The organism is Rhodococcus pseudokoreensis (assembly GCF_017068395.1).
In the GTDB taxonomy this organism is placed as follows: domain Bacteria; phylum Actinomycetota; class Actinomycetes; order Mycobacteriales; family Mycobacteriaceae; genus Rhodococcus_F; species Rhodococcus_F pseudokoreensis.
This window is the reverse complement of record NZ_CP070619.1, coordinates 1434995-1449353: the sequence shown is the minus strand read 5'-3', so window position 1 is coordinate 1449353 and position 14359 is coordinate 1434995. Positions and strand designations below refer to the sequence as shown.

Sequence of the window (14359 nt, the reverse complement as noted above, 5' to 3'; positions counted from 1 at the left end):
CGGTGCCCTGCACGCTAAGTGAGCGTCGGCGGTCCGCATCGTGTGGTCCCACTGGACGGGACCGGTCGGAGGGCGGCGTTTCCCGTTGAGCGAGACGCATATCCACGCGCGGGTGCGATCGCCCTACCCTCCGACAGATGACGAACGAGGTCCTCAGATCGGTCCGCGGGCTGCTGCCGACGATCGCGGAGTGCGCGGACAAGGTCGACGAGTCGCGGCGGGTGTCCGAGCAGGTGATCCGTGAACTCGGCGACACCGGATTGTTCAAGATGCTGCAGCCCCGGCGGTACGGCGGCACCGAGAGCAATCCGGTCCACTTCTACGAGGTGGTGCGCGCCGTATCCGGGGTGTGCGGCTCGACGGGCTGGCTGGCGTCCGTGCTCGGCGTGCACCCGTGGCACCTGGCCCTGTTCGACGACCGGGCGCAACGCGACGTGTGGGGGCACGACGACTCGGTCCTCGTGTCGTCGGCCTACGCACCCGTCGGGCGGCTCGTCCCGGTCGACGGCGGCTACCGGTTGACGGGGGAGTGGGGCTTCTCCTCGGGCTGCGAGCACGCGTCGTGGGCGCTGCTCGGCGCGATGGTCGTCGGAACCGAGGGCCGCCCGGTCGATTTCATGACCGCACTGGTACCGCGGTCGGACTACCGCATCCACGACGTGTGGGACGTGGTGGGGATGCGCGGCACCGCCAGCAACGAGATCAGCGCCCGGGACGTGTTCGTGCCCGACTACCGGATCAAGAGGAACTACGAGACGGCGCAACTGCGCGGACCGGGGCAGAAGGTGAACCGGGGGCCGCTGTACCGGCTGCCGTTCGCCACGCTGTTCACGACCGCCGTCGCGGCGCCCGGGGTCGGCATCGTCGCGGGATGTTACGAGCGGTATCTGACGTTCATGCGGGAACGGGTGCGGCTCAGCCTCGGTGGCGGCCGATTCGTCGACGACCAGTTCGCCCAGGTCGCGGTCGCCCGGGCGGCGTCCGAGATCGATGCCGCAATCCTGCAGATGGATCGCAACGTGCGGGAACTGTGGGAGTTGGCCGAGGCCGGTGAGGAACTCCCCATGGGTCTGCGCCTGCGGTTGCGCCGCGATCAGGTCCGCGCCACCGAGCGGGCCCTCGAGGCGATCGACCTGCTGTTCAAGACCGCAGGCGGGAGTTCGCTGTTCCGCGGCAACGCGATCGAACGGTCGTGGCGCGACGCCCACGCGGGCAGCGCGCACGTGGCCAACGAGCCCGAACGCGCCCTCGCCCTGTTCGGCAGGGGTGCGTTCGGGCTCCCGGTGGAGGACAACCTCGTCTAGTCAGCTCCGCATGTGCTGAACTGCCCGGTAGGAGAACACCATTGCGGTGCCGAGCGGTACGCCGGGGCCGGGGTAGAACCGGCCGCTGAGCGATGCGCTGGTGTTGCCCGCCGCATACAGTCCGTCGATGGGGGTGCCGTCGCCGCGCAGGACGCGGGCGTCGGCGTCGGTCCGGACCCCGCCCTTGGTGCCGAGGTCGCTGAGCACGATGCGGGCCGCGTGGAACGGGCCCTGCGCCACCGGGCTCAGCGCCGGGTTGGGCGGGGCGTCCGCACCCGTGCCGGGCGGGCAGAAGAAGTTGTCGTACGGATCCTCTCCCCGGTGGAACGCCTCGTCGACGCCGTGCTTGGCGAAGTCGTTGAACTGTTCGACGGTGCGGCGCAGAGCGTCCGCGGGAACGCCGATCTTCTCCGCGAGTTCCTCGATCGTGTCGGCCGAGACCCAGGTGCCCGCCGCGTGATGCTGCTCGGCAGAGATCTGCGGAATGGAGATGGCAGGCAACACCGGCCCGCCCTCCTTCGAGTCGAAGACGAGGTAGGACCCGGCGCTGCCGTGCTCGATCATCGCGCGGCCGAACTGGTCGTAGGGCAGGGACTCGTTGAGGTACCGCTCGCCGGAACTGTCGACCAGAATTCCGCCGCGCACACCCACCATGAAAGCGCCCGAGCCGTCCGGAAGTTCGACGCCGGGGCACCACCACGCCTCGTCGAGCAGAGCGGTGTCCGCGCCGACCTCCACCGCCGCCTGCAGGAGGTCGCCGGTGTTCGCGCCGCGCGGACCCATGCTCCACTCCGCCCGGCCGGGCGTTCCGTTCTCGGTGCGCAGGGCCGCGCTGCCCTCGATGCCGCCCGCCGCGAGCAGCACGCCGCGCGTGGCCCGGATGCGGATCGTCTCACCGGCCGCGTCCGTCGCCAGGACTCCGACGACCCGGCCGTCCTCGACGATCAGCGAACGGGCCGCGGTCTCCGTGCGCAGTTCCGCGTGCCCGGTGCCGTACAGGGCCATGAGGAGGCGGCCGATCAGTGCGCGGCCCCCGTTCAGCGTTCCCTCGGGATGCGGTTCGCCGGCCCGGTCGACGTCGGCCTCCGGCCGGATGACCTCACGGAGTTCCCCGACCTCGTCGCCCGGCAGGTCGAGCGGGTTGATCGCGCGACCGTAGTCCATGCGGCCGGGCGCCTTGTAGTAGTCGGGGAATGCGCGCCACTCGAACTCGATGTGGGGATCGCGTTCGAGGAGTTCGACGACCTCGGGGGCGGTCGTGACATACGCCTCCTGCCGGTCGATCTCCTCGTCTCCCACCACCGCGCGCAGGTACGTGCGCGCCTTGTCCGTGGAGTCGCCGATCCCGGCACGCTCCTGCACGGCGGTGCCCGGCAGCCACACCGCGGCGCCCGAATACGCGGACGTGCCGCCGAACAGTGGGGTCTTCTCGAGGACGAGGGTGCGCAAACCCTGCGAAGCGGCCGTGTACGCGCCGGTCAGGGCGCCGCCCCCCGAACCGACCACCAGCACGTCGCACTCGGTTGTCCAGTCCTGCATCGTCGTTTCCTCCGTTGATGGTCCGTGGTGACTGGCGGTCCAGTCGTGGGGTTCACGCAATCGCATCCGGGCGGCGTGCGGCACGCGCGGTCCCACTCACCGGACGAAATTCGAAGGTTTGCCGATCCAGTGCGAGAATCGACACCGGATCCGGGGCTGTGTGCGGAGTGAAGGGGGACCGAGAGTGCCGAGAATCGCCGAGGTGCGGGACGCTGCCGAACCGAGTTCGGAGGAACAGCGGGCCCGCCACGTCCGCATGCTCGAGGCCGCCGTCGAACTGGCGACCGAGAAGGAACTCGCCCGCGTCCAGATGCACGAGGTGGCCAAACGTGCCGGCGTCGCGATCGGGACGCTGTACCGCTACTTTCCGTCGAAGACGCACCTGTTCGTCGCGGTGATGGTCGATCAGATCGACCGGATGGGTACCGGTTTCAAGAAGAGTGCGCCGCCCGGGGAATCGCCGCAGGACGCGGTATACAACGTGCTCGTCCGGGCCACCCGCGGTCTGCTGCGCAGGCCGGCGCTCTCCACGGCGATGATCCAGTCCACGAGCACCGCCAACGTCGCGTCCGTGCCGGACGCAGGGAAGGTCGACCGCGCGTTCCGGCAGATCATGCTGGACGCCGCCGGGATCGAACACCCGACGGAGGAAGACCTGACCGCGTTACGCCTGCTCGTGCAGTTGTGGTTCGGCGTGATCCAGTCCTGCCTCAACGGCCGGGTCACCATTCCCGACGCCGAATCCGACATCCGCAAGGCCTGCGACCTGCTGCTGGTCGGACTGTCGCACCGCTGACCGCTCGCCGGACCAGGGGCCGCCTCATCGGCGCTCCCGAAGTGAAATTCATTCCTGACCTCTGACGCGGGCCGGAAACTGTCTTTTGCAAGACGAAGGGCATTGCCGTCTCTCAATAAATAGAATAAATTCCAAAAATGGCCGGCGGACGTGTCCGCGGGCCAGAAGAACCCAAGTCAGAAGAACCCAAGGGAGCGGAACATGGGCAACGCCGTCATCGTCGACGCGGCACGGACACCGATCGGGCGCCGGCGCGGGGCGCTGTCCGGACTGCACCCGGCCGAACTGCTCGGCGCCGCGCAGCGGGGCGTCCTCGAACGGGCCGGTGTCGCCCCGGAGGACGTCGGGCAGATCGTCGGTGGATGCGTCACGCAGGCCGGCGAGCAGTCCAACAACGTGACCCGGCAGGCGTGGCTGCACGCCGGACTGCCGTACACGACGGCGGCCACGTCGATCGACTGCGCCTGCGGATCGTCCCAGCAGGCCGTGCACGTCGTGGCGGGTCTGATCGCGTCCGGCCAGATCTCCGCCGGAATCGGGTGCGGCGTCGAGGCGATGAGCCGGGTGTTCCTCGGCCAGGCCGCCACGCCGGAGACGGGCAACCCGTACCCCGGCGACTGGTCGATCGACATGGGCGACCAGTTCACGTCCGCCCAGCGGATCGCCGACCTGCGCGGGATCAAGCGTGGCGACGTCGACGCCCTCGGCCTCGAATCGCAACGACGCGCCGCACAGGCGTGGGCGGAAGGTCGATTCGACCGCGAGATCGTGCCGGTCACCGCCCCCGTCGTGGACAAGGCGGGCACACCCACCGGTGAATCCGCGGTCGTCACCCGGGACGGCGGGCTGCGGGAGACGACGGCCGACGCCCTGGCCGCACTGAAGCCGGTGATCGACGGCCACATCCACACCGCGGGCAGCTCGTCCCAGATCAGCGACGGCGCCGCCGCCGTCCTGCTCATGGACGAGGACCGTGCCCGCGAACTCGGACTCCGGCCGCGGGCGAGGATCGTCGCGTCCGGCATGGTCGGCTCCGACCCCTACTACCACCTCGACGGACCGATCGACTCGACGCGGATGGTCCTCGATCGCGCCGGAATGTCGCTGAGCGACATCGATCTCGTCGAGATCAACGAGGCGTTCGCGTCCGTCGTGCTGTCGTGGGCGCAGGTGCACGGCGCCGACCTGTCGAAGGTCAACGTCAACGGCGGCGCCATCGCCCTCGGGCATCCGGTGGGCTCCACCGGCGCCCGGCTGATCACCACCGCCCTGCACGAACTGGAACGCTCCGACAACGAAACCGCACTCGTCACGATGTGCGCCGGTGGCGCGCTGTCCACCGCCACCATCATCGAACGCATCTGAACCCCCGAATGATCGAGGCCGACATGACAATGGGATTGACCGAAGAAGAGCGCGACCTCCGCGACTCGGTGCGAGGCTGGGCCACGCGGACCGTGACCCCGGCCGTGCTCCGGGAGGCCGTCGAGGCCAAGACCGAGCAGCGACCGCTGTTCTGGAAGTCGTTGGCGGAACTGGGCGTACTGGGGCTGCACCTGCCGGAGGACGTGGGCGGTGCGGGCTGCGGGCTGGTGGAACTGGCCGTGGTCGCCGAGGAACTCGGCCGGGTCCTGCTGCCCGGGCCGTTCCTGCCGACCGTGCTGCTCGGCGCCGTCCTGCACGAATCCGGCCGCACGGGTGAGCTCTCCGGACTGGCCGACGGTGCGACCCTCGGCGCGGTGGCGCTGCAGCCGGGTTCACTGCGCCTCGTCCGGGACGGCGGAGCGGTGACGCTCGACGGCGAGTCGGGGTACGTCCTCGGCGGGCAGGTGGGCGACCTGTTCCTGCTCGCGGCCGCGGACGGCGACGACACCGTGTTCGTGGCGCTCACCCGCGACCGCCTCGACGTGACCGACCTCCCCAGCCACGACGTGGTGCGCCGCAACGCGACCGCGGCGGTGACCGGACTCGAGATCACCGAGGCCGACGTCGTGAAGATCGATGCGCAGCGCGTCCTCGACCTGGCCGCGACGTTGTTCGCCGCCGAGGCATCGGGCGTCGCCGACTGGGCCGTGACCACCGCCGCCGACTACGCCAGGGTGCGTCGGCAGTTCGGCCGTCCCATCGGCCAGTTCCAGGGCGTGAAGCACCGGGTGGCACGGATGCTCGGCCTCGCGGAGCAGGCCCGCGTCTGCGCGTGGGACGCCGCCCGCGCGATGAATTCCGAGACTGGTACGGCGGAGGCGTCACTCGCCGCCGCGGTCGCCGGCGCCACCGCGCTGGACGCGGCGTTCTCCGTCACCAAGGACTGCATCCAGGTGCTCGGGGGCATCGGCTACACCTGGGAACACGACGCGCACCTGTACCTGCGCCGGGCACAGTCGCTGCGGATCCTGCTGGGGTCCACCGCGTTCTGGCGGCGGCGCGTCGCCCGCGCGACGCTGGGTGGTGCCCGCCGGGTGCTCGGCATCGATCTGCCGCCGGAGGCGGCGGGCATCCGGGCAGGCGTCCGCGCGGAACTCGCGTCCGCCGCGGCACTGGGCGAGACGGAACGCAGAACGTACCTCGCCGAGAAGGGGTACACCGCACCACACCTGCCCGCACCGTGGGGCAGGGGCGCGGGCGCGGTGGAACAACTCGTGATCGCCGAGGAACTGCGCACGGCCGCGCTGAAGCCGCACGACATGATCATCGGCAACTGGGTGGTGCCCACACTCATCGCGCACGGCAGCGAAGACCAGTTGCAGCGCTTCGTCCCGCCGTCGCTGCGCGGCGACCTCGTCTGGTGCCAGCTGTTCTCCGAACCGGGCGCCGGATCGGACCTCGCAGGCCTGAACACCAGGGCCACGAAGGTCGACGGCGGCTGGATGCTGCAGGGGCAGAAGGTGTGGACGTCGATGGCCCGGACCGCGGACTGGGGGATCTGCCTCGCCCGCACCGACACGACGGTTCCCAAGCACAAGGGATTGTCGTACTTCCTGATCGACATGAAGGCCGGCGCGGGCCTGGACATCCGGCCGCTGCGCGAGATCACCGGCGAGGCCCTGTTCAACGAGGTGTTCCTCGACGACGTCTTCGTCCCCGACGAACTCCTGGTGGGCGAACCGGGCGACGGCTGGAAGCTGGCCCGCACCACCCTCGCCAACGAACGCGTGTCGCTGTCGCACGACTCGTCGCTGGGGTCCGGTGGTGAGGCACTGCTGACCTTGGCCGGTGCACTGCCCGGCGGCATCGACGACGAGCAGCTGACGGTGCTCGGCAAGGTCCTCTGCGACGCACAGTCCGGTGGGCTGATGGCCCTGCGCACCACATTGCGCTCGATGGCGGGCGGGCAACCAGGAGCCGAGTCGTCCATCGCGAAACTGCTCGGCGTCGAACACATCCAGCAGGTGTGGGAGGTGGCGATGGACTGGGCGGGACCGCAGGCCCTGCTCGGTGACCGGCCCCGCACGTCGGACACGCAGATGTTCCTGAACTCGCAGTGCCTGTCGATCGCCGGCGGCACCACCAACGTCCAGCTCAACATCATCGGCGAACGGTTGCTGGGTCTGCCCCGCGACCCGGAGCCCGGACAGGGAGCGGTGGCCTGACATGGCGATCGACGTGAAGGCGGCGCTGGCCGCGGACCCGGCAGTGCGCGAACTGTCGTGGACCGAGCGTGACGTGATGCTCTACCACCTCGGCCTCGGCGCCGGCGAGAACACCCGCGACCCGGCGGAACTGCGCTGGGTGTACGAGAAGAATCTGCGCGTGCTGCCGACGTTCGCGCTCGTCGCGGGGCAGGGCATCTCGGCGGGCGACGTGCCTGCGGCCGGGCTGAGCCTGCCTGGCATCGACATCGACCTGCGCAAGATCCTGCACGGCGGTCAGTCGCTCACCGTGCACGCGCCGATCCCCGCCGCGGGTAGCGCCCGGGTGTCCTCGCGGGTGGCCGACGTGTGGGACAAGGGCAAGGCCGCCGTCATCGTGCTCGAACAGACGGCCACCGACTCGGGCGGGAACCCGTTGTGGACCACGGGGATGCAGATCTGGGCCCGTGATGAGGGCGGGTTCGGCGGCTCCCCGGGACCCGAGTCGGTGGCCACGGTCCCCGAACGGGAGCCCGACAAGGTGCTGGTGTCCCGCACCGGGACGGCGCAGGCGCTGCTGTACCGGCTCAGCGGCGACCTCAACCCGCTGCACGCAGACCCCGCGTTCGCGGCCGCGGCCGGGTTCGAAAGGCCGATCCTGCACGGGCTCGCGTCGTACGGTGTGGTGTGCAAGGCCGTCGTCGACGGAATGCTGGACGGCGATCCCACCCGGCTGCGCCACTACGCGGTGCGGTTCGCGGGTTCGCTGTACCCCGGCGACACCGTCGAGACCGCGGTCTGGCAGGAGGGCGACCGGCTCACCCTCCGCGCGACGTGCCCCGACCGGGCCGGGCAGCCGGTGCTGACCCAGGCGACGATGGAGGTGACGGGATGAGCGTCGGAACGCACCCCACGTTCGAGAACAGCCCGCCGGGAACGGTGCTGACGTCGCCACCCGACGGTTCCGCCGTCGACAGGGCGACCGGGGCCGCCCGCCGAGTGGTCGACGCGTTGCTGCGCACCGACCGCGGCAACGCCAACCTCGAGCGCGTCGCGGAGGAGTTGAACAGCATCGCCGAACACCTCGAGGAACACGCGCCCGCCGTCGCGGAGCGGCTGATCGACATGTGGAACGGCGAGGGCGTCACCCGGCACGATCCCGTCACCGGACCCGAGAACGCGCTCGCGCCGCCCCTGGTCCTCGAGGGCCTGCCGGACGGATCGGTGAGGGGCACCGTCACCCTGACCATCCCGTACCAGGGGCCGCCCGGGCACGTCCACGGCGGAGTGTCCGCGCTCCTGCTCGACCACGTCCTCGGCGTCGCCAACGCGTGGGGTGGAAAGGCGGGCATGACAGCGCAGTTGAGCACCCGCTACCACCGCCCGACGCCGCTGTTCGAACCGCTCACCCTGACCGGGAAGCTGATGTCGGTCGACGGCCGCAAGATCACCACCGCCGGCGACATCCGGACCGCGGACGGCCAGGTGTGCGTCTCCGTCGAGGGACTGTTCGTCGACAAGAGCGTGCCCCGCCCACGATGACCCTCAGGAGCAGAACGTGACGTCACCGCAGCGTTTCGAGAACAAGGTCGTCTTCGTCACCGGCGCCGCCCGCGGGCAGGGCCGCGCCGAGGCCGTCCGGTTCGCGTCCGAGGGCGCCGACGTCATCGCGATCGACGCCTGCACCGAATTCGCGTCCACGCCCTATCCCGGCGCCACCCGGGACGACCTGGCCGAGACGGTCCGGCTCGTCGAGTCGACGGGCAGGCGGATCGTCGCGGCCACCGCCGACGTGCGCGACTTCGACGGCCTCTCGCGGGCCCTCGCCGACGGCATCGACCGCCTGGGCCGCCTCGACGTCGTGATCGCGAACGCGGGCATCTGCTCGGGGGCGTTGTCGTGGGAGATCACCGCCGAGCAGTGGCAGGAGACGGTCGACGTCAACCTCACGGGAACATTCCACACCGCGAAGGCGGCGATTCCGTACCTGATCGAACAGGGCGAGGGCGGCGCCGTCGTCTTCACCAGTTCGGTGTCCGGGTTGAAGGGCACCCCGTTCACCGGGCACTACGTCGCTACCAAGCACGGCATCACCGGGCTGGCCAAGACGATGGCGAACGAACTCGGTGAGCACCGCATCCGCGTCAACACCGTGCACCCGGCGGGGGTCGACACCGGCATGAAGATGCGCGACCTGCACCCGCTGATCGCGAAGTACGCGTCGACTCTCGGCTCGATCTACCAGAACACGCTGCCGTACACCATCACCCAGCCGGAGGACGTCGCCGCCGTCGTCGCCTGGGTGTGTTCCGACGAAGCGAAGTACATCACCGGGGCGCAGATCCCCGTCGATCTCGGCAACCTCATTCGCTGACGTTCGCCCGGTCTTCCCCGGCCCGAATGCCGCGGGGGTGCAGTTCGACTGCACCCCCGCGGCATTCGGCTGTCAGACGGTGATGTCGCGGCGGATCATCTTGCCGGTCGCGTTGCGGGGCAGCAGGTCCGTGCTGATCCGCCAGCGGGTCGGGACCTTGAAATACGACAGGCGATCAGCCGCGTAGTCCCGCAGTTCCGCCTCGGTGGTCGCGGCACCCGGTCGCAACACCACCACGGCGGCCACCTCCTGCCCCAGATCCTCGTGGGGTGCGCCGATGACCGCGCACTCGAGCACGTCGGGGTGCTCGTCGAGGCACTGCTCGATCTCGGTGGGGTACACGTTCTCGCCGCCGCGCAGGATCAGATCCGAGCGACGTCCGGTCAGCCGGAGCCGGCCGTTCTCGACGAGCCCGAAGTCGCCGGTCCGGAGCCACCGGCCCGGGGCGATCGCGGCGGCGGTGGCGGCCTCGTCCTCCCAGTAGCCGAGCATCACGAACGGGCTGCGCACACACACCTCACCCTCGACGCCGTCGGGCAGCCACTCCCCGAACGGGTCGCGGATCTCCATGCTCACGGTGATGATCGGGCGTCCCAGGGTGCCCGGGAACCGCTCGAGTTCGGGGGCGGTGGCGACGGCGATCGCGGTGCTGCACTCGGTCAGCCCGTAGCTGTCGACGAGCGCGTTGCGCGCGAACGGCACCTTCTCGCGCAGACGCTCCTTGAACGCGACCGACGACGGCGCGGAGGCCAGCGAGAACGACGTGAGCGACGACAGGTCGTACCTGTCGAGGTTGTCGTGCTCCACCAGGCGGGACGCCATGGTGGGCACCGCACCCCAGTTGGTGACGCGTTCCCGCTCGACGAGGCGGAGCACGGCGTCGACGTCGAATCCACCCTGGTGCATGACGACGGCGCCGCCCGTCGCCAGCCGCGGAATCACCAGATTGTGCAGGCTCGCGATGTGGAACAGGGGAGACGTCAGGAGGTATCGGAGCGGGCTCGGCACGGCCGGATCGACGGGCCGTCCGCTGAATTCGGCGACGACGGCGTCGCTGAAGCGGTGGTAGTCGACGACGGCCAGGATGTTGCGCTGCGAGTGCAGCGCTCCCTTGGGCCTGCCGCTCGTGCCGCTGGTGTACAGGATGGCGGCGGGGTCGTCCTCGTCGACGTCGGTGTGCGGCATGGGGGAGCCCGCGTAGCGCGCGAAGATTCCGGGCAGATCGTCCTCCATCGTGAGGACGGGAACAGCGGTGCCGACCGCGGCGAGCGTCGCGGCCCGCTTCGCGTCGGCGATCACCACGGTGGGCCGGCTGTGCGTCAGCCCGTACTCGACCTCCCGCGGAACCCACCAGCCGTTCAATCCGACGCTGATGGCGCCGAGCACCTGCGTGGCCCAGAACGCGACCACCCACTCGGGGGTGTTCGCCGCCAGGATCGCCACCCGATCGCCCTTCCGGACGCCGTGCTCCTCGCGCAGCGCCGTCGCCAGCGCGGCGACGGCGGCGGCGTGCTCGGTGTAGGACATCCGGCGGTCGGCGGTCACCAGGTAGTCGCGGTCGCCCCAGCGCAGTGAGGTGGTGAGGAGTTCGCCCACCGAGCGCCCGCGGTTCTTCATCACCGGCATCCGGGTGCCGAGTACCGGTTCCTCGACGAGTTCGAACCGGCCACCGGGTCCGGTGAGGCGGGACATCACCTGATCCAGGAGCAACTGTGGATCTGTAGGGGCAGTCATCGGGGCGACCTTTCGTCCTCGGGCACTCGTACCGACACAAGATGGCACGCCGTGACGGGCGCCCGGACGTGGTTACCACTCAGCGAGACTGCCACGATCCGTGACATCCCGGCGCCGTTACGTTCGACAGCGAATCGCAGCTGGAGGAACTCATATGACGATAGATCTCGACCCGCCCGCAGTGAAGGTCGATCCGCTCGCCCCGGCCCGGCTCGGGCCGATCACTTTGCGTAATCGCGTGATCAAGGCGGCGACGTACGAGGGGCTGACCCCGAAGGGTCTGGTCACCGACGAGCTCATCGACTTCCATCGGCAGCCCGCCGCCGGGGGCGTGGGCATGACGACGGTCGCGTACTGCGCGGTCGCCCCCGACGGCCGGACGTCGCCCGGCCAGATCCAATGGACCGACGAGACGATGCCGGGACTGCGGAAGCTGACCGACGCCATCCACGCCGAGGGTGCGGCGGTGTCTGCGCAGATCGGCCACGCGGGACCGGTCGCGGCCGCGAAGTACATCGGCTACCCGGCGCTGGGCCCGTCCCGCGCGTTCCGGATGACCACGCAGAACTTCTCCAAGCCGGCCACCGCGGCCGACATCACCCGGATCGTCGAGGCGCATGCCCACGCGGCCCGCCGTGCGGTGGACGCCGGTTTCGACGCCGTCGAGATCCATTTCGGCCACAACTACCTGATCAGCTCGTTTCTCAGCCCGAAGGTCAACAAGCGCACCGACGAGTACGGCGGGTCCCTCGCGAACCGCGCCCGGTTCGCGCTCGAGACCGCCCGGGCCGTGCGCGACGCGGTGGGCGACCGGATCGCGATCCTCGCGAAGCTGAACATGGACGACGGTGTGCCCGGCGGCTTCTGGGTGGACGAGGCCATCCAGGTGGCGCAGTGGCTCGAACAGGACGGGTCGCTCGACGCGCTCGAGCTCACCGCCGGTAGTTCGCTGCTGAATCCGATGTACCTGTTCAAGGGCGACGCGCCGCTCCGCGAATTCGCCGCCGCCATGCCGCAGCCGACGAAACTGGGAATCCGGTTGGTCGGCAAGCATTTCCTGAAGGAATACCCCTACCGCGACGTCTACCTCCTCGAGGACGCCCGGCAGATCAGGGCCGCCGTGAAGATGCCGCTCGTGCTGCTCGGCGGCATCACCGGCAAGGCGACCATGGACCTCGCGATGGAGGAGGGCTTCCAGTTCGTGGCGGTCGCACGGGCACTGCTGCGGGAACCCGACCTCGTCAACCGCATCGCGGAGGAGAACCACAACCCCGGATTGTGCATTCACTGCAACAAGTGCATGACGGCGATCTACGGTGGCACCCACTGCGTGCTCCGAGCGCAGTGAACGCGCAGGCCGTGTCGACAGGAGAGATGGCGTTGGAACGCACCACGATCGCCCGGATGCTGCTCGACCGCCTGGGTGACGGCAGACTGGGAGTCCGCACCCGGGAACAGGATTGGACCTGGGACGAGGTCGTGCACGAGAGCGCCGCCCGCGGGGCGATCGCGTCCTCGCTCCGCCGCGACGGCCCGTTCCACGTGGGCGTCCTGCTCGAGAACACCCCCGAGTTCCTGTTCTGGCTGGGCGGCGCGGCTCTCGCGGGCGCCACCGTCGTCGGCATCAACCCGACCCGTCGCGGGGCGGAACTCGAGGCCGAGATCCGGTACGTCGACTGCCAGCTGATCGTGACGGACACCGCGGGGAAGGCGCAGCTCGCGGGCCTCGACCTCGGGCTGTCCGAGGACCGGTTCCTGCTCGTCGACCAACCGGCCTACGCCGACCTCGTCGCGGCCCACGCCGTGGAGCGCCCGGTCGAGGATCCCGCACTCGACCCGTCGACACTGTTCCTGCTGCTGTTCACGTCCGGAACCACCGGCACGTCGAAGGCGGTGCGGTGCAGCCAGGGCCGCCTCGCCCGGCTGGCATACGCGAACATCGCCAAGTACGGGCACGTGCGCGAGGACGTCGACTACTGCTGCATGCCGCTGTTCCACGGCAACGCGCTGATGGCGCTGTGGGCACCCGCGCTCGCCATCGGCGCCACCGTCTGCCTGCCGCGGAAGTTCTCCGCGTCCGGATTTCTGCCCGACGTCCGGTTCTTCGGTGCCACGTTCTTCACCTACGTCGGCAAGGCGCTGGCGTACCTGATGGCCACCCCGGAACTACCCGACGACCGGGACAACACGCTGGTCCGCGGTTTCGGGACGGAGGCGTCCCCGGAGGACAAGACCGAATTCGTCCGCCGGTTCGGCGCCGAACTGTACGAGGGATACGGCTCGAGCGAGGGCGCCGGTTCGGTGACGCTCGACCCCGACGCCCCCGAGGGCGCGCTCGGCAGGCCCGCGAACGAGAACATCGTCATCGTCGACCCCGACACCCGCGCGGAGAAGGCCCGGGCACGGCTCGACGAGCACGGCCGGGTGCTCAACCCCGACGAGGCGATCGGCGAGATGATCGACAAGGCCGGCGCGGCACGGTTCGAGGGCTACTACAAGAACGAGGACGCGATCGCCGACCGGATCAGGCACGGCTGGTACTGGACGGGCGACCTCGGGTACGTCGACGAGGCCGGCTTCATCTACTTCGCGGGCCGGAAGGGCGACTGGATCCGGGTGGACGGCGAGAACACTTCGGCATTGATGGTGGAGCGGATCCTGCGCCGCCACCCGAAAGTGATCGCCACCGGCGTGTACGCCGTCCCCGACCCGAGGTCGGGTGATCAGGTGATGGCGGCGGTGGAGGTGTCGGATCCGGCCGATTTCGATCCGGCGGAGTTCGCCGCGTTCCTCGCCGGCCAGGACGACCTGGGCACGAAGGCGGCCCCGCGGTTCGTCCGGGTGTCGACGGACCTGCCGGTGACGGGATCGAACAAGGTGCTCAAGCGAACCCTGCAGGAGCAGTGCTGGCGGTGCGACGATCCGATCTTCCGGTGGGTGGGACGCGGTGTTCCCGAGTACCGCGAGATGACCGACAGTGAGAAGGCCGCGCTGGAGCAGGAGTTCCACACGCACGGCCGGCAACGATTCCTGCACGTGTGAC

Annotated in this window: 11 protein-coding genes; 9 read left to right on the top strand and 2 right to left on the bottom strand. The window is 69.9% G+C overall.

Annotated features, from left to right (window positions below):
- The first annotated feature begins 137 nt into the window (after positions 1 to 137).
- Positions 138 to 1304 carry a 3-hydroxy-9,10-secoandrosta-1,3,5(10)-triene-9,17-dione monooxygenase oxygenase subunit gene (gene hsaA / locus JWS13_RS12105; RefSeq protein WP_206005740.1) on the top strand — a complete coding sequence of 389 codons (1167 nt, stop codon included), beginning with the start codon at positions 138 to 140 and terminating at the stop codon, positions 1302 to 1304.
- On the opposite strand, the gene JWS13_RS12100 is transcribed toward hsaA, so the two are convergent.
- Positions 1305 to 2843, bottom strand: coding sequence for an FAD-dependent oxidoreductase (locus JWS13_RS12100; protein WP_206005739.1), 1539 nt, complete (start codon positions 2841 to 2843; stop codon positions 1305 to 1307).
- Positions 2844 to 3027: 184 nt separating this feature from the next.
- Between JWS13_RS12100 and JWS13_RS12095 the strand changes: the two genes are divergently transcribed.
- The 6 genes from JWS13_RS12095 (at position 3028) to JWS13_RS12070 (ending at position 9582) form a co-directional block, all read left to right on the top strand.
- Positions 3028 to 3639, top strand: coding sequence for a TetR/AcrR family transcriptional regulator (locus tag JWS13_RS12095; protein WP_192581691.1), 612 nt, complete (start codon positions 3028 to 3030; stop codon positions 3637 to 3639).
- A gap of 201 nt (positions 3640 to 3840) precedes the next feature.
- Positions 3841 to 5004, top strand: coding sequence for a steroid 3-ketoacyl-CoA thiolase (locus JWS13_RS12090; protein ID WP_206005738.1), 1164 nt, complete (start codon positions 3841 to 3843; stop codon positions 5002 to 5004).
- A gap of 23 nt (positions 5005 to 5027) precedes the next feature.
- Positions 5028 to 7229: an acyl-CoA dehydrogenase family protein gene (locus JWS13_RS12085; protein ID WP_206005737.1), complete on the top strand. Its 2202-nt coding sequence runs from the start codon at positions 5028 to 5030 to the stop codon at positions 7227 to 7229.
- 1 nt (position 7230) lies between these two features.
- The gene (locus JWS13_RS12080) at positions 7231 to 8103 is read left to right on the top strand and encodes a MaoC/PaaZ C-terminal domain-containing protein (RefSeq protein ID WP_206005736.1); all 873 of its coding nucleotides are present in this window, start codon (positions 7231 to 7233) and stop codon (positions 8101 to 8103) included.
- The gene (locus JWS13_RS12075) at positions 8100 to 8750 is read left to right on the top strand and encodes a PaaI family thioesterase (protein WP_206005735.1); all 651 of its coding nucleotides are present in this window, start codon (positions 8100 to 8102) and stop codon (positions 8748 to 8750) included. The genes JWS13_RS12080 and JWS13_RS12075 overlap by 4 nt, the downstream gene beginning before the upstream one ends.
- A gap of 16 nt (positions 8751 to 8766) precedes the next feature.
- The gene (locus JWS13_RS12070; RefSeq protein WP_206005734.1) at positions 8767 to 9582 is read left to right on the top strand and encodes a mycofactocin-coupled SDR family oxidoreductase; all 816 of its coding nucleotides are present in this window, start codon (positions 8767 to 8769) and stop codon (positions 9580 to 9582) included.
- Between the two features lie 72 nt (positions 9583 to 9654).
- Here JWS13_RS12070 and casG read toward each other — a convergent pair whose 3' ends face one another.
- Positions 9655 to 11316 (bottom strand): steroid-24-oyl-CoA synthetase, encoded by a 1662-nt coding sequence (gene casG / locus JWS13_RS12065; RefSeq protein WP_206005733.1) that lies wholly within the window; start codon positions 11314 to 11316, stop codon positions 9655 to 9657.
- A gap of 154 nt (positions 11317 to 11470) precedes the next feature.
- Between casG and JWS13_RS12060 the strand changes: the two genes are divergently transcribed.
- A complete protein-coding gene (locus tag JWS13_RS12060) occupies positions 11471 to 12664 on the top strand; it encodes an NADH:flavin oxidoreductase (RefSeq protein WP_206005732.1) in 1194 nt (397 codons plus the stop codon).
- A gap of 26 nt (positions 12665 to 12690) precedes the next feature.
- Positions 12691 to 14358 (top strand): steroid-22-oyl-CoA synthetase, encoded by a 1668-nt coding sequence (gene casI / locus JWS13_RS12055; protein ID WP_206005731.1) that lies wholly within the window; start codon positions 12691 to 12693, stop codon positions 14356 to 14358.
- The last annotated feature ends 1 nt before the right edge of the window (position 14359 follow it).

Coding starts and splice junctions, on each gene's coding strand:
- hsaA (WP_206005740.1), top strand. CDS start 138: ATGACGAACGAGGTCCTCAGATCGGTCCGCGGGCTGCTGCCGACGATC.
- JWS13_RS12100 (WP_206005739.1), bottom strand. CDS start 2,843: ATGCAGGACTGGACAACCGAGTGCGACGTGCTGGTGGTCGGTTCGGGG.
- JWS13_RS12090 (WP_206005738.1), top strand. CDS start 3,841: ATGGGCAACGCCGTCATCGTCGACGCGGCACGGACACCGATCGGGCGC.
- JWS13_RS12085 (WP_206005737.1), top strand. CDS start 5,028: ATGACAATGGGATTGACCGAAGAAGAGCGCGACCTCCGCGACTCGGTG.
- JWS13_RS12080 (WP_206005736.1), top strand. CDS start 7,231: ATGGCGATCGACGTGAAGGCGGCGCTGGCCGCGGACCCGGCAGTGCGC.
- JWS13_RS12075 (WP_206005735.1), top strand. CDS start 8,100: ATGAGCGTCGGAACGCACCCCACGTTCGAGAACAGCCCGCCGGGAACG.
- casG (WP_206005733.1), bottom strand. CDS start 11,316: ATGACTGCCCCTACAGATCCACAGTTGCTCCTGGATCAGGTGATGTCC.
- JWS13_RS12060 (WP_206005732.1), top strand. CDS start 11,471: ATGACGATAGATCTCGACCCGCCCGCAGTGAAGGTCGATCCGCTCGCC.
- casI (WP_206005731.1), top strand. CDS start 12,691: ATGGCGTTGGAACGCACCACGATCGCCCGGATGCTGCTCGACCGCCTG.